Genomic DNA, 18,251 nt, shown 5'->3' with positions numbered 1-18,251 from the left:
GTATCAAGTAAGGCGCACATATTTATTCCCCGTCTTTCGCATTTGTATACACTTCTTGTACATCATCATCTTCTAAAAGCGCATCCATCATCTTTTCAAATTGAGCTTCCTTCTCTTTTGGAACTTCATTATACATAGACGGAATCATGCTTAATTCAGCTGCTGCAAACGAATAGCCATCTGCACTTAACGCATCCTTAACAGCTGTAAAATCTGCCGGATCTGTATAAACTTCAAAAGCTTCTTCACTGCTCTCCACGTCTTGTGCTCCAGCTTCAATCGCTTCAAGCATAAAGTCATCTTCTGTTACATCCAAGCCTTCTCGTTCCACAACAAGATAGCCTTTTCGTTCAAACATGTAGGCAACACTCCCTGTTTCTCCGAGACTGCCTCCATTTTTATTAAAAGCAACACGCACATTAGTTGCCGTTCTGTTTTTATTATCCGTCAGTGCATGCACGAGAACAGCAATTCCTCCCGGGCCATATCCTTCATAGGAAACTTCATCATAATTCTCGGCATCATTATTTCCAGCGGCTTTTTGAATCGCACGTTTCACATTGTCATTTGGCATATTAGCTGCTTTGGCTTTATCTACAACAAGTCGGAGCGCCGGATTCAAGCTCGGGTCTGGACCGCTCTTTGCTGCCATGTAAATTTCTTTTGCTAACTTTTGAAAAACTTTTGCTCGTTTTGAATCTTGAGCATTTTTTCTACCTTGAATATTTTTCCATTTTGAATGTCCTGCCATAACTTGTCACCACTCCTTTTCTATTAAAAGTGTAACTGAAACCGAGGCAATTCGCAAGATTCCTCTCCTTTAAGCAAGAAAAACCCGCGAAATAAAAATTTCGCGGGTAACTACTTTATTTTGCGTACTCAACAGCTCTTGTTTCACGAATAACGGTAACTTTGATATGACCGGGATAATCTAACTCTTCTTCAATTCGCTTCCGAATGTCTCGAGCTAAACGATAAGAAGCAAGATCATCAATTTCATCTGGTTCTACCATAATTCGTACTTCACGACCAGCTTGAATCGCATAAGATTTTTCAACACCTTCATAGGATTCTGAAATCTCTTCTAGTTTTTCTAGTCGTCTGATATAATTTTCAAGCGTTTCACTACGTGCACCAGGTCGAGCCGCAGAAAGTGCATCCGCAGCAGCAACTAAAACAGCGATAACAGAAGTTGGTTCCGTATCTCCATGGTGGGAAGCAATACTATTAATCACTACTTCATTTTCTTTATATTTCGTAGCGAGTTCCACACCAATTTCAACGTGACTACCTTCTATTTCATGGTCAATTGCTTTACCAATATCATGCAAAAGACCAGCTCGTTTTGCAAGTGTCACATCTTCGCCAAGTTCCCCTGCAAGTATGCCTGCAAGTTTTGCCACTTCGAGTGAGTGGTTCAAGACGTTTTGTCCATAACTTGTACGATAACGCAAACGGCCAAGAATTTTTATCAGATCAGGATGTAACGAGTGGATGCCCACTTCAAACGTTGCTTGCTCACCAACTTCACGGATGTGCTCATCAACTTCTTTACGAGCCTTATCAACCATTTCCTCAATTCTCGCTGGGTGAATTCGTCCGTCTTGCACTAATTTTTCAAGTGCAATTCGAGCAATTTCCCGGCGGATCGGATCAAATCCAGAAAGGATAACGGCTTCAGGTGTATCGTCAATGATTAAATCAATTCCCGTAAGCGTTTCAAGCGTCCGAATGTTACGACCTTCGCGTCCAATAATTCTTCCTTTCATTTCGTCATTTGGAAGAGTGACAACCGATACGGTCGTTTCAGCAACATGATCAGCTGCACAACGTTGGATGGCAAGTGATAGAATATTTTTCGCTTTTTTATCCGCTTCCTCTTTCGCCTTGTTCTCTGACTCTTTCACCATGATTGCAGTATCATGAGAAAGCTCCTCTTCGACTTGGTTAAGGATGATATGTTTTGCCTCATCTTTCGAAAGAGCGGAAATGCGTTCTAATTCATCTTGCCCTTTTTGAATCATCTCGTCAATTTTGCTTTCCTTCTCTTCAATATGTTGTTGTCGTTTACTGATATTCTCCTCTTTTTTCTCAAGTGTAGCTTCTCTTTTACTTAAAGAAGTATCTTTACGGTCGAGGTTTTCCTCCCTTTGTAATAAGCGATTTTCTTGTTTTTGTAACTCTCCTCTTCGCTCACGAAGTTCATTTTCGATTTCAGTACGCACTCGATGACTCTCTTCTTTTGCTTCGAGCATCGCTTCCTTTTTAATTGTTTCAGCTTCTTTCTTTGCATCCTCAACAATGAGTTCAGCGGTGCCACGTGAAGCCACTAACTTCTTTTCAGAACTAGCTTTATAAATCAAAGAGCCCACAACTAAACCGACGATAAAGAAAAGCAAGCCGGAGATGATAGCGACTGTGATAACCATCCTTACACCTCCTTTGCTATTCAATTTTTTGTCATTATTATGTCGGTAGCCAAATAAATATGGCACAAGTGTATTTTCCATCATTAATCGAAGCAACATTTCTGCTTCGACTACTACTAAAAAACGTTTTGAACATATCTTTTTTGTTTTTCAGCAATGTAAAATATACAATTCAATTCTATCGGTGTTCCAAGCGATTGTCAAGAAAAGGCTCGTGTTTTCCTCACAGAAAATCACGCTTTGAAGTCAATAAAAAATCGTTTTCTTAAAAGTTGGATTTTATCCCTCTTTCAAGAAAACGATTTTTCGATTCAAAGCTGCTCTTTTTTATTCATCCTCAAGCAAATTGAACTCTTCTGCTTCATCTGATGAGTCTTCAACTTCAAGTTTCGTATCGATTTCATAAACTTCACGAACTCGTTTAGAAATCTCTTCACGAATTTCCGGATGATCTTTCAAATATTGCTTCGCATTTTCACGTCCTTGACCAATGCGTTCTTCATTATAAGAATACCATGAACCACTTTTGTTAATAACATCAACTTCAGCAGCCATATCTACAAGTTCACCTTCACGAGAAATTCCTTCCCCGTACATGATATCAACTTCCGCAACACGGAACGGTGGTGCCACTTTATTTTTCACCACTTTAATTTTTGTTTTATTCCCCATAACTTCTGTGCCTTGTTTCAATTGTTCTGCACGGCGAACCTCAAGGCGAACCGTTGAATAGAATTTAAGCGCACGTCCACCCGGTGTTGTTTCAGGATTTCCAAACATGACGCCAACTTTTTCACGAATTTGGTTGATAAAGATCGCAATTGTTTTCGATTTATTGATAACCCCAGACAGTTTACGTAAAGCTTGGGACATTAAACGAGCTTGCAAACCAACGTGTGCGTCCCCCATTTCGCCTTCGATTTCTGCACGCGGCACAAGTGCTGCAACAGAGTCGATAACTAGGATATCAATCGCGCCACTTCGAACAAGTGCCTCCGCAATTTCAAGAGCCTGCTCCCCAGTATCTGGTTGTGAAAGTAGTAACTCATCAATATTAACGCCTAGGTTTTTGGCATAAGTTGGATCAAGCGCATGCTCAGCATCAATAAAGGCTGCTGTTCCACCTTGTTTTTGTACTTCAGCAATAGCATGAAGCGCAACAGTAGTTTTACCAGAACTTTCTGGTCCGTAAGTTTCGATAATCCGACCACGTGGATATCCCCCTACGCCAAGGGCAATATCTAATGCTAACGAGCCGCTTGATACGGTCGATATATTTTGATCGCTATGTTCCCCTAATTTCATGACGGAACCTTTACCAAATTGTTTTTCAATCGATTTTAAAGCTTGGTCTAAAGCCGCTTGACGATCGTTCACGTTATTTCCTCCTTCATTATCTACTTCACTTATTACTTTATGCAACCAGCAGATAATTCTCTTTTTTCATCTCTAAAAATACTATATCTTATTCGAAATAAATAATCAAGCAAAAAGCGAATAAATGTTCGTGTTTTTTCAGGATCACTCTTCAATTCTTTTTCATTATAGCCTGATGAAGTGAATTCGTCCAACCTTTTTTTAAAGCAAGAAATGAGAATTTATAAGGCTTTCCTGCCGTTTCTCGCTTAAGCATTCTGCCATTTTTCGTCAATAAACTGATTTATAAGTTGAAACCCTTGTTTTACTGAACGGGCTCGATTATGATTGCGATCTCTGCCAAAATGGAACAGGTAAGTTTCAGTTAAAAATCCTTCCACACTTAATCCAATATATACAGTACCCGCGGCATGTCCTTCTAGTGAATCAGGACCTGCCACTCCAGTGAAACTAATGCCGATTTGCGATTCACATTTTTCGCGAATCTTTTCTGCCATTTCTTTTGCACAGGCTGCACTCACTACACCGTCACGTTCAATTACTTCACAGGAAACACCTAAAATTGCTTGTTTGATTGATGTCTGGTAAGTGACCATTCCGCCTTTCAAGACTTCGGAAACCCCCGCATGTGCACCTAATTCTGCTTGAAAGGCACCGGCTGTTAAACTTTCCGCTGCCGCTATTGTCAGTTTATTCGCAAGTAGCTTCTTGACTACAACATCCGCAAGCGATTCATCTCCGTAACCGTAAATAAATTCACCATCTCGAAGTTTGATTTCTTTCTCAATTTCATCGAGTAAGCGGTCTGCCTCAGATTTTGTTTTGGCACTTGCTGTTAGGCGGATTTCAACTTCATTGTCCGACGCATATGTCGCAATTGTCGGATTGGACTGTTTTTCAATCAAATCGCTCAAATCGTGAGCAAGCTTCGATTCTCCAATGCCAAAGAAATGCAAAATCCGAGATTCCAAGTGAATAGAATCCCCATTCATCGAAGCAGCTAGTAAAGGCTTCGTATACGTTTTAAACATTGGTTTCATTTCTGACGGAGGTCCGGGAAGAAGAATATAGTTTTTTTCATTTTCCGTAAACATCATTCCTGCCGCAAAGCCAAAATCATTTTTTAAAACGGTCGAATCTTTGATAACTAGCGCTTGTAATTTGTTATTATCCGTCATTTTTCGACCACTGACAGCAAAATAGTCTGTGATTTTATCAAGATGCCCCTGATCCGTTACAAGCTCTTTTTTTAAGTAATGAGCAAGAATTTGCTTCGTTAAATCATCTTCTGTTGGGCCAAGTCCTCCCGTAAAAATTAAAAGGTCACTCCGCGATTCCGCGATTCGAATCACTTCTTCAAGTCGTTTCGGGTTGTCCCCAACTACTGTATGGAAGTAAACATATATGCCAAGCTCAGCTAGCTCACGTGATAAAAAAGTAGCATTCGAGTTTGTAATTTGCCCCATTAAAATTTCGGTTCCTACTGCAATAATTTCAGCTTTTTTCATCCTTTCACATCCTTTTTGAAATAGCACATCAAATAAAAGAAGCCTCCTCTAAAGGCGCTACTCGTCACGTGGACTTATAGAACCTCAAAGGAAGCATTCATTTTCTCTTACATTGAACCTTTAAAAACACCTCTGTTTTTGTAGAAATAATCAATGCCTGACCAAACTGCAAAAAAGGCACAGACATAAAGGAATATCAAATCTACTCGAATACCTGTCCAAGCGAACGGGAAGTTATTTAAGAGCAGCAGCGGGATCGCGATCATCTGCGTAAATGTCTTAATTTTACCTAGTTGACCAGCAGCAAGAACCTCTCCACCTTCTACAAGCAATAAACGCAAACCAGTAACAGCTAACTCCCGGCTAATAATTAAAATAATCACCCATGCAGGCGCCACATTCATTTCAACTAAAATGATAAATGCGGCAGTTACTAACAATTTATCCGCCATTGGATCGGCAAACTTGCCAAAATTTGTAATTAAATTGTGTTTTCTTGCCAAATGACCATCAAACCAGTCAGTCAAGGCAGCAACGATAAAGATAATCGTCGCAATTAAATTTGTTACTGGAATTGCTGAATCAAGCCAGTAAAGCACGCCAAAATGAAATGGTACGACGCAAAGAATCACGAAAATCGGAATTAAAATGATTCGAGCAACCGTTAATTTATTTGGTAAATTCATTTTCCCCTCTCCAATCCCTAATCAAATAAAAATTATGTATGCTAAAAGAAAAGAAAGTATAGGCAAGACAACTCTCACCTATACTTCTTGATTCCTCATTGCGCGTTTTCGCCATTGCTAGACGAAGAGCTGTCCGAATCACTTGATGAATCGCTACTGCTATCATCCAGTTTAATTGTGAGAACTTGTTTAACAAGTGTTGGCGCTAGTTCAATTTTTTCACCATTAATTTTCACTGTCGTAACAGGTGCGTTCCCAACAACAATCGAAATCGTTTTGTTATCTTTCGCATCAATTTCATCTGAACTTGATCCGTCTTTTACTATGCCATTATAAATGTTAGCACCTGCTGCAGTCGAAACACCGATCCAAGTGTCGCCACCAGAAGCAGAAATTTCCAAGCTTAGCTTATCGGCATTTGAAACCGTATAACTTGTAGCATTCCCAGATGTCTGACCTTTTTCAATCGCCATTTTTTTATCTTTCTCGTCTGCTTTTTCCTTATCTTCAGCTTCCTTCTTTTCAGCCGCTTTATCATCCGCTGCTTTTTTCTTTGCAGCAGAGTCATCAGATTTCTTAGCGTCATCAGATTTCTTCGTCGACGAACCTGTTTCATCATTCACTTTTACAGTTTGCTCTGAATCATTAGGGGTTGCAACATTTTTGTCATTATCACGAGCAAAAACGAAGTACCAAATAATAAATAAGATAAATAAAATAAATAAAGAAATAAGAATTTTTGGCAAGATATCAAAAAAGCGATTTCTTGATGAATTTTGTCCCCCGACCGAATGTGTAGCAAGAGGAGCTGCTTTTTTTCGTGCACGACTCTGCTCTTGTTCAACTACTTCTTGCTGGGATTCAGGAACCTCAGAATCAAAGTCAGCAAAAAGTTGCGCACTATCAACATCCACCGCTTCTGCATATTGTTTGATGAAAGCGCGCGTATAAAACTTACCCGGCATAACCGAATAATTGCCTTCTTCAATCGCGACGAGATATCTTTTTTGGATTTTTGTAATTTGCTGCAGATCGTCTAAACTGAGACCTTTTTCTCTGCGGGCAGCTTTTAGTTTGTCGCCTAATTCAGTCAATATTAAACACCTACCATTAAATTAAATCAATTCTTGTTTTTTTACATGTGCCATCCGCCATTAACACCTAAAACCTGCCCTGTAATATAGTCAGATTCATCTCTTACGAGAAAAGCCGCTGCATTTGCAACGTCTACAGGATTCCCAAGTCGTAGCAAAGGAATCTCCTCGATTAACTCCTGCTTTTCTTGTTTAGAGAATTGAGCAAGCATCGTTGTATCAACAGCACCCGGTGTTAGGGCATTTACAGTAATACCGTTTCCCGCTACTTCCTTGCTGAGCGCTTTTACAAAAGCAATTTGTGCTCCCTTCATCGTCGAATAAGCTACTTCCATCGCAGCCCCAACTTCTCCCCAAATCGAGCTAATGAAAAGAATTCTGGGATGGCTTGATCGCCTTAACTTAAGTAAAAAAGCGCGAATCAAATGGAGCGGCGCACCGACATGAATATTGTATAAACACTGCAGCTTTTTGTCTGACAGATCTGTAAACAGACCATACTCGCTGTTTCCGGCTGCATGGATAAAAACATCAAGTTCAAAAACATTTTCCGTTATCGTCTCTAAGTCAGCAAGACTAGAAAAATCTCCTTGAAGTATCGTCACGTCCACTTCATAATTTTGTAATTCCAGAGCAAGTGCTTGCATACTTTTTTCGTTCGAATGATAGTGTAAATAAAGATTAAAACCATCTTTCGCTAATCGACGTGCAATCGCTTTTCCGATTGCTCCACTTGCGCCTGTCACAAAGGCTGAACGGTTTCTATTTTTCAAGATAAAGACTCCCCAAGACAGTATTTTCTTCATCATAGCATGACTGTAATAATAATACCATTTTTTCATCAAAAAAGCTTCAAATAACTTAAAAACTTAAGATTTCTTTAATTTTATTCAGGGATAAGCTGAAAAGTTGTGATTTGCTCTTCATTTGCAAGTGAACGGATAAATGCTTCAATATCTTGAACAGTAATTGATTCAATCGCTTTTGGAAGATCAAACAAAGAAGCTTCTTCCAATATATATTGGCTAAACTGGTTGGCGATAAACTCCGGTGAATTCAGCGCACGAAGAAATTGCCCAGTTTTTTTTCGTTTGACTAGTTCAAGATTTTCTGCTGAGACTCCTTTTTCGGAAGCTTCAAACCAAGCTTCACGAATTCGCTCTGCCTGCTCATCAGGATTTGTCGCATCACCACCAATTAAAACAAACGAAAAGCTATCCGAAAGTGTATAATCATAGCCAAATGTATCATCAATAACCCCTTCATTATAAAGCTTTAAATAATTTTCGGAAGTCGTTCCAAACAAGAGTTCAAGTGCTAAATCTGCCACCATTTCGTGTTTTACCGCTTCGAAGCCTCGTAACAAACCAATATCTTCTTTCATGCCCACTAAATTTTTAGCAATTTGAACAGGAAAAGCTAATTTTTTTTCTTTATAAGCGACTTCACGGGGTTCATCTGGAAAAGCACGTTCAATTCCAGATTCCTTTTCAAAATGTTTGGCCGCTTGATTTTCACGAATCACTTCCATCATTTCATGTGGTTCCAGTTGCCCTACAACAAAAAGCACCATGTTACTTGGGTGATAAAACGTGTTGTAGCACAAATAAAGTAGATCATTATCAATCTCCGCAATAGATTCAACGGTTCCAGCAATATCGATTTTCACCGGATGATTCTGATACATATTTTCAATCGCACCAAAATAAACTCGGAAATCAGCATCATCGTCATACATCCGAATTTCTTGACCAATAATTCCTTTTTCTTTCTCGACAGTTTCCTTTGTAAAATAAGGCTGTTGAACAAAATCAAGCAGCGCTTCCAAATTCTCCGTCACATGTGACGTACTCGAAAAAAGATAGGCTGTTCTTGTAAAGGATGTAAAGGCATTTGTAAAAGCACCTTTCTCACCAAATTTGAAAAAGACATCGCCATCTTCTTTTTCAAACATCTTATGTTCCAAAAAATGCGCAATTCCGTCTGGGACATGCGTTAATTGATCTTCACCGATTGGCACAAAAGTATTGTCAACAGAGCCGTAATTGGTCGTGAAAACCGCGTAAGTTTTGTTATAGTCCTTTTTAGGAAGTAAGAAAACACGCAAGCCGTTTTCAAGCGTTTCACTATAAACCGTTTCCTCTACATTATCAAAGCGCGTTTCATTCATTCTCTGTTACCTCCTTACTCAAGAAATATAGCGTGTTCATTTCAAAAACTTGTGCAGCTGCTGTAACCTCATCTTTACTTGCTTGCTTGATTTTTTGAATCCAGTTTTCAAGACTTAAATCAGCTTCTTTTAGCAAATTGTTATAAGTTAATTCGATAAGACCTTGGGCGCTGTCATTTGCTTCTAAAAGCTGGTTGATATACATTTTTTTCGTTTGTTCAAGTTCATCTTCAGTAAAATCCCCTTGCTTCATTGCTTTTACTTGTTCTTCAATAATCGCACGAGCTTGTTCATAATTTTTTTCATCAATTCCCGCTGAAATCAACATAAAGCCCTTAAAGGAATCTATCCGGCTCGAAGCATAATACGCAAGGCTAGCTTTTTCACGAACATTTATAAAGATTTTAGAGTTTGAAAAGCCTCCAAGTAGCCCATTTGCCAACTGCAAAGAAATAAAATTGGAATCTCCAAAATAAACGCCCGTATGGTAGCCAAGCGCCAATTTTCCTTGGTTAATCGGCTGAGTTTCAAAAACTTCATGCATTTTAGTTTGAGCAGTCCCACGTTCGTTCTTGCTTGCTGCTTCTTCTCTTTTCGAAAATGGCAAAGCTTCCACTTGCGGAATAAGCTCATCACGTGTGATATCTCCACAAACGAGCAAATCGATTTGGTCTTCCTTTAAGAAGCGTTGATAGTAGTGATAGAGTTCACCCGCACTGATCGCATCAATGTCTTCAAGCACACCAGAAGCAGGATATTTAAAAACATCATCTGCAAACATTTCTTCAATCAAGCGTTTATTTGCGTAACGAATTTTATCATCAAAGACGGATTCAAGGCGGCTTTTCAAATTGATTTTCTCACGCTCAAGTGTTGCTTCATCAAACGACGCATCTGTCGCATTAGGAAAGAAAAACACCTGTTGTATAAATTGAAAAGCTTCCTTCAAAAGCTTTTCTCCGTCTTTCACAAGTTTACCATTTACAAGGTCAAAAACTGCAGTAAGAATGTGCTCATTTCCTTTTTTCTCAACCGTTGTATAAAAATTGGCGCCATATAAATAAGCAAGACGTCGTCTAAATTCTGTTTGCGTTTTATACATTTCATTATTAGTTTCAAACAGCATCGAAAGAAGTGTGCGTTTCGTTATCGTTTCTCGCTCAAGCGGCGCACGAAATTTAAATACAATTTTGCTCGACTTAAACTTCTTGGTTTCAAGAAGCGTCAAGCGAACAGCTCCGACTTTTTCTTCATAAGTTTGCATCAATCAAGCTCCTCTCGTTTCCTTCATTCTATTGTAGCTTAATGCTGCTACAAGTACAATTATAACGCGCATGAGCTTGCTCAATAAAAAAGCCTTCCACCGAGTTTTCTCGGTGGAAGACCAAAATTTTATTTGCCTTTAATGTAATTGACACCGTCAGCTTTCGGCGCCTCAGATTTTCCGATGAAACCAACGAGTGCTAAGATCGTCAGCACATAAGGGGCAATCTGCAAGTAAATATCTGGAATTTCTTTAAAGAACGGAAGTGAACCGCCTGTAATAGCAAGACACTGTGCAAAGCCGAAGAAAATCGCAGCTCCCATTGCACCAAGTGGATTCCACTTCCCAAAGATCATCGCGGCAAGTGCCATATAACCTTGTCCAGAAATAGTTGCATGACCAAAATCTAGCGTAAAGGATTGTGCGTAAACGGCACCACCAAGCGCACCAAGAATTCCTGAAATGATCACACCTTGATAGCGCATGAATTTCACTTTGATCCCCATTGTGTCAGCTGCAAGTGGGTGCTCACCCACTGAACGAAGGCGCAATCCGAAGCGTGTTTTGTAAATAATAAACCAAGAAAGAATCGCAAAAGCAATGGCTACGTAGCTCATCACCGGAATGTTTCGGAAGAATATGTCACCAATGACTGGGATATCTTTCAAAACAGGAATATCTGGCTTACCGAAGTAATGAGAAATTTGATCGGTTTGTCCTTTATCATAAATAACTTTGACAAGGAAAAGTGCCAGTCCAGTGGCGAGAAAGTTAATCGCTACCCCAGAAATAACATGATCTGCCCGAAAATTAATAGTTGCAACGGCATGTACAAGCGAAAATAATCCGCCGACGATCATCGCAGCAATTAAAGAAATCCATGGCGTTAAAGCACCAAAAACATGATCGAAAGTTAAGTTGAAGACGATCGCAGAAAAGGCCCCCATCACCATCATACCTTCGAGACCAATGTTAACAATCCCACCTCGTTCGGAATAAACACCGCCGAGCGCAGTAAAGATAAGCGGACCGGCCATTAATAATGTACTAGAAACAAGTGTCGCAATGATTGCTGTCACTGTCATTCTGCCTTCGCTCCCTTCTTAAATTTCGACATCGCCCAGCGAATAATATAGCTCGAAGCTACGAAGAAAATAATCAAAGCGATAATCACATTTACAAGCTCATTTGGTACTCCAGCAACTGCTGGCATATTGAGTGCACCAATTTTCAAAGCGCCAAATAAAAGCGCAGAGAAGATGATTCCAATTGGCGAGCTTCCTCCGAGAAGCGCAACCGCAATCCCATCAAAACCGATTCCAGGTGAAGCACTTAATACGTAAGCATTACCGTATGTACCTAGCCCTTCCATTACCCCACCTAGACCAGATAATGCACCTGCAAGAACCATAGAAAGAACAATCGTTTTCTTAACACTCATTCCGGCATATTTTGAAGCATTTTCATTAAATCCAACCGCTTCAATTTCATAGCCAAATGTGGTTTTATTGAGTACAAGCCAGATGATAATGGCAAAGCCAAGTGCAATCAATATCCCCCAATGAAGGGTTGAATATTGTGTCATATTTTGTAAAAAGACAGATTGAAGTGAAGCACTTTCAGAAACCGTTTTTGTTTTATCCAATCCATCTGTTAGCATATTTTGTACAACGTAGTTAAAAATATAAAGCGCCGTGTAGTTGAGCATAATCGTGACAATAACTTCATTTACGCGCAGTGTTGCTTTTAAAATACCAGGGATAAATGCCCAAAATGCTCCAAAAGCCATTCCTACAAGAACAGCCAGTGGCAAATGAATCCACTTGGAAAGCCCGTCAAATTGAAGCGCCACAATAACAGAACCGAGCCACCCCATGAGTAGCTGCCCTTCAGCTCCGATATTAAATAGTCCTGCTTTAAAAGCAACCGCAACCGAAAGTCCGACTAGAATATAAGGTGTTGATTGGCGAATCGTTTCCCCAATGTAATAAGGCTGCCCGATCACACCATTAATAAGAGCCGAATAGCCAGCAATCGGATCATAACCGAAAACCAGCATGATCGCAGCACCACAAATGAGCCCTAAAAGTACAGCCGTAACCGGAATAACCAACGCATTCAAGATACTTTTTACTTTACTCATGCACCTTTTCCTCCGTTTCCGCCTGCTCTTTTCTCGATCCAGCCATCAAAAGCCCAAGCTCTTGCTCAGTAGTTTCTTCTGGTTTCACGATTGCGACAATTTTACCTTCATAAATCACGGCGATTCGGTCACTTACATTCATGATTTCATCAAGTTCAAACGACATCAGTAATACCGCTTTTCCCCGGTCACGTTGTTCAATCAAACGTCTATGAATAAATTCAATCGCCCCAACATCGAGGCCACGAGTAGGTTGAGCAGCAATTAAGAAATCCGGATCACGACTAACTTCTCGCGCAATAATAGCTTTTTGTTGGTTACCACCCGAAAGTGCCTTTGCAGGAACATACTCACTGCTTGTTCGAACGTCGAACTCCTCGATTAGTTCCCTCGCAAATTCATACATTGCCTTATGATTTAAAAAGCCTTTGCTCGAAATTGGTTTCTTATAGTAGGTTTGTAAGGCAATATTTTCACCCACAGTCATTTCAAGCACAAGCCCGTGTTTATGACGATCTTCGGGAATGTGTCCAAGACCAGCCTCTGTAATTTTACGAGGCTTTTTATTTTCAATGGATTCTCCGTTTAGACGAATCGTACCATTTGTGACTTTTGTGAGTCCGCTGATTGCTTGAATCAATTCACTTTGTCCATTTCCATCAACTCCAGCAATGCCAACAATTTCCCCAGCACGAACCGTTAAGTTTAATCCGCGAACACTTTCCACTCCGCGGCTTTCCTTCACGATTAAATCTTTTACTTCAAGGACATTTTTACCAGGATTTGCCGGTTTCTTTTCAGTTGTAAAAACGACTTCACGACCGACCATCATGTTTGCAAGTTCTTGTGGATTCGTTTCAGAAACATTGACTGTTCCCATTCCTTTGCCACGCCGAATAACCGTTACTCGGTCACAAACATCCATAATTTCTTTTAATTTGTGCGTAATCAAAATGATGGATTTACCTTCTTTAATAAGCGCCCGCATAATTTGAATTAATTCATTAATCTCTTGCGGCGTCAGAACTGCAGTAGGCTCATCAAAAATTAAGATATCCGCACCGCGATAAAGTGTTTTCAAAATTTCAACACGTTGTTGCATGCCGATCGAAATATCTCGTATCACTGCATTTGGATCAACTCGAAGCCCATAACGATCAGAAATCTCTTGAATTTCTTCGATCGCTTTTTTCTTTTCAATCACTCCAAGTTTATTGGGCTCTTTACCCAAGATGATATTTTCCGCAACCGTAAACTTGTCTACAAGCATAAAATGTTGATGCACCATGCCGATTCCAAGTTCATTTGCTTTGTTCGGGTTGTTGATCACTTCTTTTTGACCACGAACGCGGATTTCGCCACCATCGGGCTCGTAAAGACCAAAAAGAACATTCATCAGCGTCGACTTTCCAGCTCCGTTTTCACCTAGTAAAGCATGGATTTCTCCCTGCTTCAACTGTAAGGTAATGTTATCGTTAGCTACAAAACCAGAAAATTCTTTCCTGATCCCTAACATTTCAATAACATAATCCACATTCTCACTCCCTTTATCGCTTTTATTACAGAAAAACGGCTCGACATCATTTCTCACGAAAAATGTGGCCTCTCCAGATTTTTCCTCGAAGTGGGTAAACCTGTTTTTTATCTGTTAATAGGTTCGTTTGTAAGCAACAGTTTTAAAGCTCTTTAGAAATTTATTCTCTGCTTCTAAATTGCTAAAAAAGATGTCACTTTATTTTATTTCTATTTGCCGTTCATTGCAATCTTAATTTAGAAAAAAATAAAAAATAGCTAAAAAACTTCTTAGTAAAAGGGTTTACTTATCATAGTAAGCGGTTTCAACTTATTTTGAAAGAGAGCCGGCAAAAAGCCGGCTCAAAAACAGAATCATCAAGGTTTTTCTGGAACTTTAATGTCTCCGTCTACAATTTTTTGTTTATACTCATCAACTTTTTTAAGAACATCTTTTGAGATATTATCTTGATGTGAAGATAGCCCTACAGCATCTTTATCAAGACCATATTCGATTTTTTCTCCCCCAGGGAAGTCGCCTTTTTTAGCACGTTTAGAAAGATCATTTACCGCAACATCAACACGTTTAATTTCAGAAGTAAGCGTAACATTGTAATCTTTACCATCATTAGCTGTTACTTTTCCTTCATCCCACTGATCACGGTCAACACCGATTACCCAAACTGCACGGCTTGGATCTTTTTTCTTCAAGTTTTTCGCTTCCGCGAATACACCATTTCCAGTACCCCCAGCGGCATGGAAGATCACATCTACGCCACTTGAATACATAGTTGATGCAATTTGTTGTCCTTTATCAGCTTTTGCAAAATCATTGGCATATTGAACATCAATTTTGGCATCAGGATTTACAGCTTTAACGCCTTCAACAAATCCAGCTTCAAAGCGATCAATAACTGCGCCTTTTACGCCACCAACAAAGCCAACTTTATTCGTCTTTGTTGTGAGTCCAGCAACAACACCAACAAGGAATGAACCATCATTGTCTTTAAAGCCAATGCTTGCTACGTTTTTGCGATCATTAATCACATCATCTACGATAGCAAAGTGATTATCCGGGTTTTGCTTAGAAACCGTTTCTAGCGCTTCTTTTAACTTATAGCCAATCCCAAAAATCAAGTCATAGTTTGAACGAACAGCAGTGTTCAAATTAGTTTTGTAGTCTGCTTCAGAAGCTGATTGCAAATAATTGTAACCATCTTGCCCTTTTTTCATGTCGTTCGCTTTACCAAATTCCTTAAGTCCTTCCCAAGCTGATTGGTTAAACGAGCGGTCATCTACTCCGCCAGTATCAGTAACCATCGCTACTGTGAAGTCCTTGTCACTACCCTTACTTCCAGAGCCCTTCGAACCACATGCGCCAAGAACGACCGCAGAAGTAAGAATCAGTGTGAGTGCCAAAGCAAATGTACGCTTTTTCACTTGTAAACCCCTCCCAAGAGATAAATTGTGTGCTAGATTTAACGGTTTACCACGAACATTTTCTCCCAATGACAATATGTATATTCAGTTTGATATTGGAAGAAAACTTTCCCTGAAACCGTATTCTCCAACTCTCTTTAATATACCATGTTCTCTCCTAGAAATAAATTCATAATTTGGCTTTTCTCAATGCAAGTTAATTCAGAAAATTATTCACTTCAAAAAAATACGCCTCTCTAGGAAAGGCGTACTTTTTTAATCTTCCATGTCAGAATCTCCGAGTGATTCTACATTTACACGACGTGGTTTGCTCCCTTCGTGCGGGCCAACAACCCCGCGTTGCTCCATTTCATCAATCAAGCGCGCTGCTCGGTTGTAACCAATTCTAAATTTCCGTTGCAACATCGAAACAGAAGCTGTTTGCATTTCAACCACAAGAGCCACCGCCTCGTCATATAGCTCATCTTCCGCTTCCTCTGTGTGTTCAGGAATATCGTCAGGAATCATCTCTTCATCATATTGTGCTTTTTGCTGTGAAATTGTAAAATCAACAATATTTTCTACTTCCTCGTCAGACAGAAAAGCACCTTGCACACGGGTTGGTTTACTTGATCCGACCGGCAAGAATAGCATGTCTCCTCGGCCTAACAACTTTTCTGCTCCCCCCATATCTAAAATCGTCCGAGAATCGGTTGCACTTGAAACTGCAAAAGCAATTCTTGAAGGGATATTTGCTTTAATCACCCCAGTGATAACATCAACAGAAGGTCTTTGCGTTGCGATAATCAAATGGATACCCGCTGCCCGAGCCATTTGAGCAAGTCTTGTAATCGCATCTTCTACATCGTTTGATGCAACCATCATCAAGTCAGCCAGTTCATCCACAATGACAACAATGTAAGGAAGTTCTGCTTGTTTTTCTTCATTTTTTTCGTTATGTTTTCGCACCTGTTCATTATAGCCTTCCATGTTTCGTGTTCCAGTATGAGAAAACAAATCATAGCGACGTTCCATCTCTGCCACGATTTTTTGCAAGGCTTGTGCTGCTTTTTTAGGGTTCGTTACAACTGGTGCAAGTAAATGGGGAATCCCATTATACACGTTAAGTTCCACCATTTTCGGATCAATCATCATCATTTTTACTTCATGCGGTTTAGCGCGGAGTAAAATACTTGTAATAATGCCATTGATACAAACAGATTTTCCGCTTCCTGTCGACCCAGCAACAAGTAAATGTGGCATTTTATTTAAATGGGCTAAAACCGCATCTCCCGAAATATCACGACCAAGAGCAATTTGAAGTTTGTCTTCAGGATGATTTTGGCTATTGTTTTCTAACACTTCCCGAAGCGTAACCATTGCCACTTGTTGGTTCGCAACTTCAATCCCGATTGCTGATTTCCCAGGAATAGGCGCTTCAATCCGAATATCTTTTGCTGCAAGTGCAAGCGCAATATCATCGCTAAGAGAAACAATCCGACTTACTTTTACTCCCACTGCTGGTTGCACTTCATATTTCGTAACCGCAGGTCCTAAGTGTACTTGAGTTATTTTCGCTTTTACACCAAAACTATCAAAAGTTTCTTCCAGTTTCCGCGCATTTGCTTCAATTTGTTGATATTCTTTAGATTGATCTACTGATTTAGCTTCATTTAAAAGCGATAATGGTGGAAGTTGATAGATTTCATTTTCAAATGATTCCTGCTCAAAGCGCATTTCTTGAATGGCTTCTTCTTCCCCTTCAGCTTGTTGACTAGCATTTCTAGCTGTTTCTTTTGTAGTATTTTCTTCTTTTTTTGCGGCATTAAAATTCGAGATAATTGGTGGTTTATTCTCTTTCTCTTCTTTTACAACCTTTTCCACTGGCTCTTTGACATTATTATCTGATTCTACTTTTGCTTGTTCTTTTTCTTGTTTCTTTAATTCTTGCTTCGCTTTGCGTAATTCAGCTTTTTCTTTTGCAAGCCGCGCTTTTTCTCTCCAATTTGCATAAACGGCCCGTAACTTCTCCCAAACCACACTTAACGGGACTCCAGAAGCAAGCGATAAACCAAACACAACTAAAAACAGCGCAAAAATATTTGTGCCAACTGCCGAAATAAGAAAATAAGTGATTGCAGTAATAACAGCTCCAATCATCCCGCCACCGACAGAAGCAATTTGTTCAGGATGAAGAATGTTTTGAAAGGCTAGATGATTAGAAAATCCTAGAATCGTTTGATCTGCAGGAAGAGCTTTTAACATTAAGCTCATATGTAGTAAAACAGCGAGACCAATTGCAATTAAATAAATTCCTACAAGGCGTTTAGCAAAAAAGTGAGGAGCCGTTCTTTTGATTAGTAAATAGCCCCCGCAAATAATCATACCAAGCAGTAAAGCTAAACTAAGTGAACCAAGTATAAGCTCACCTACTGTATAGAAAAAAGTTCCAACAAAACCAAGCTGGAATAAACCGAGTAAGCCGATAACAATTAAAATGAATCCGCTAATCTCTTTTCCGTAGTGATTTTGTTTTTTCTTTGAACGTGTTCCCTTGCGTTTTCCTGCCGCATTGGTCTTTTTCTTTTGTGCAGCCAAAAAATCTCCTCCCAATCTAGTCAACATACTGGTCTTATTATAGCACATGAG

The 18,251-nt window shown here is 39.7% G+C and carries 14 protein-coding genes; all 14 read right to left on the bottom strand.

What is annotated here, in order from left to right:
* Nucleotides 1-22: 22 nt before the first annotated feature.
* The 14 genes from HCK02_RS02510 to HCK02_RS02445 all read right to left on the bottom strand — a co-directional run bounded on the left by HCK02_RS02510 (nucleotide 23) and on the right by HCK02_RS02445 (nucleotide 18,200).
* Nucleotides 23-751, bottom strand: coding sequence for a YebC/PmpR family DNA-binding transcriptional regulator (locus tag HCK02_RS02510; protein ID WP_167628570.1), 729 nt, complete (start codon nucleotides 749-751; stop codon nucleotides 23-25).
* Nucleotides 752-866: 115 nt separating this feature from the next.
* Nucleotides 867-2,429: a ribonuclease Y gene (rny, locus tag HCK02_RS02505; RefSeq protein ID WP_122865561.1), complete on the bottom strand. Its 1,563-nt coding sequence runs from the start codon at nucleotides 2,427-2,429 to the stop codon at nucleotides 867-869.
* Between the two features lie 327 nt (nucleotides 2,430-2,756).
* Complete coding sequence (gene recA / locus HCK02_RS02500; protein WP_167628569.1) at nucleotides 2,757-3,806, bottom strand: recombinase RecA; 1,050 nt, start codon at nucleotides 3,804-3,806, stop codon at nucleotides 2,757-2,759.
* Nucleotides 3,807-4,054: 248 nt separating this feature from the next.
* Nucleotides 4,055-5,314, bottom strand: coding sequence for a competence/damage-inducible protein A (locus HCK02_RS02495; protein WP_167628568.1), 1,260 nt, complete (start codon nucleotides 5,312-5,314; stop codon nucleotides 4,055-4,057).
* A gap of 107 nt (nucleotides 5,315-5,421) precedes the next feature.
* Nucleotides 5,422-6,000, bottom strand: a complete 579-nt coding sequence (gene pgsA, locus HCK02_RS02490; RefSeq protein WP_167628567.1) for a CDP-diacylglycerol--glycerol-3-phosphate 3-phosphatidyltransferase — start codon at nucleotides 5,998-6,000, stop codon at nucleotides 5,422-5,424.
* 95 nt (nucleotides 6,001-6,095) lie between these two features.
* Nucleotides 6,096-7,094: a helix-turn-helix domain-containing protein gene (locus tag HCK02_RS02485; protein ID WP_167628566.1), complete on the bottom strand. Its 999-nt coding sequence runs from the start codon at nucleotides 7,092-7,094 to the stop codon at nucleotides 6,096-6,098.
* A gap of 41 nt (nucleotides 7,095-7,135) precedes the next feature.
* Complete coding sequence (gene ymfI, locus HCK02_RS02480) at nucleotides 7,136-7,867, bottom strand: elongation factor P 5-aminopentanone reductase (protein WP_425482841.1); 732 nt, start codon at nucleotides 7,865-7,867, stop codon at nucleotides 7,136-7,138.
* Nucleotides 7,868-7,980: 113 nt separating this feature from the next.
* Nucleotides 7,981-9,264 (bottom strand): EF-P 5-aminopentanol modification-associated protein YfmH, encoded by a 1,284-nt coding sequence (yfmH, locus tag HCK02_RS02475; protein ID WP_167628565.1) that lies wholly within the window; start codon nucleotides 9,262-9,264, stop codon nucleotides 7,981-7,983.
* Nucleotides 9,257-10,528 (bottom strand): EF-P 5-aminopentanol modification-associated protein YfmF, encoded by a 1,272-nt coding sequence (gene yfmF / locus HCK02_RS02470; protein WP_167628564.1) that lies wholly within the window; start codon nucleotides 10,526-10,528, stop codon nucleotides 9,257-9,259. The genes yfmH and yfmF overlap by 8 nt, the downstream gene beginning before the upstream one ends.
* Nucleotides 10,529-10,656: 128 nt before the next feature.
* Entirely contained in the window at nucleotides 10,657-11,607 is a 951-nt protein-coding gene (locus HCK02_RS02465; protein WP_115752729.1) for an ABC transporter permease, read from the bottom strand.
* 2 nt (nucleotides 11,608-11,609) lie between these two features.
* Complete coding sequence (locus HCK02_RS02460) at nucleotides 11,610-12,671, bottom strand: ABC transporter permease (RefSeq protein WP_167628563.1); 1,062 nt, start codon at nucleotides 12,669-12,671, stop codon at nucleotides 11,610-11,612.
* On the bottom strand, nucleotides 12,664-14,205 hold the full coding sequence (locus HCK02_RS02455) for an ABC transporter ATP-binding protein (protein WP_167628562.1): 1,542 nt from the start codon (nucleotides 14,203-14,205) through the stop codon (nucleotides 12,664-12,666). The genes HCK02_RS02460 and HCK02_RS02455 overlap by 8 nt, the downstream gene beginning before the upstream one ends.
* A gap of 356 nt (nucleotides 14,206-14,561) precedes the next feature.
* Nucleotides 14,562-15,623, bottom strand: coding sequence for a BMP family lipoprotein (locus HCK02_RS02450; RefSeq protein ID WP_167628561.1), 1,062 nt, complete (start codon nucleotides 15,621-15,623; stop codon nucleotides 14,562-14,564).
* A 255-nt stretch (nucleotides 15,624-15,878) separates the two neighbouring features.
* On the bottom strand, nucleotides 15,879-18,200 hold the full coding sequence (locus HCK02_RS02445) for an FtsK/SpoIIIE family DNA translocase (protein ID WP_246215510.1): 2,322 nt from the start codon (nucleotides 18,198-18,200) through the stop codon (nucleotides 15,879-15,881).
* Nucleotides 18,201-18,251 lie beyond the last annotated feature (51 nt).

This window comes from Listeria valentina, from assembly GCF_011800755.1.
GTDB classification, from domain to species: Bacteria; Bacillota; Bacilli; order Lactobacillales; family Listeriaceae; genus Listeria; species Listeria valentina.
Note: the sequence above shows the minus strand (reverse complement) of the source record. Positions and strands in the feature narration are given on the sequence as shown.

Excerpts from the sequence above, each read along its gene's own strand:
- HCK02_RS02510 (WP_167628570.1), bottom strand. The coding sequence starts at position 751 with ATGGCAGGACATTCAAAATGGAAAAATATTCAAGGTAGAAAAAATGCT.
- yfmF (WP_167628564.1), bottom strand. The coding sequence starts at position 10,528 with ATGCAAACTTATGAAGAAAAAGTCGGAGCTGTTCGCTTGACGCTTCTT.
- HCK02_RS02495 (WP_167628568.1), bottom strand. The coding sequence starts at position 5,314 with ATGAAAAAAGCTGAAATTATTGCAGTAGGAACCGAAATTTTAATGGGG.
- pgsA (WP_167628567.1), bottom strand. The coding sequence starts at position 6,000 with ATGAATTTACCAAATAAATTAACGGTTGCTCGAATCATTTTAATTCCG.
- yfmH (WP_167628565.1), bottom strand. The coding sequence starts at position 9,264 with ATGAATGAAACGCGCTTTGATAATGTAGAGGAAACGGTTTATAGTGAA.
- rny (WP_122865561.1), bottom strand. The coding sequence starts at position 2,429 with ATGGTTATCACAGTCGCTATCATCTCCGGCTTGCTTTTCTTTATCGTC.
- HCK02_RS02460 (WP_167628563.1), bottom strand. The coding sequence starts at position 12,671 with ATGAGTAAAGTAAAAAGTATCTTGAATGCGTTGGTTATTCCGGTTACG.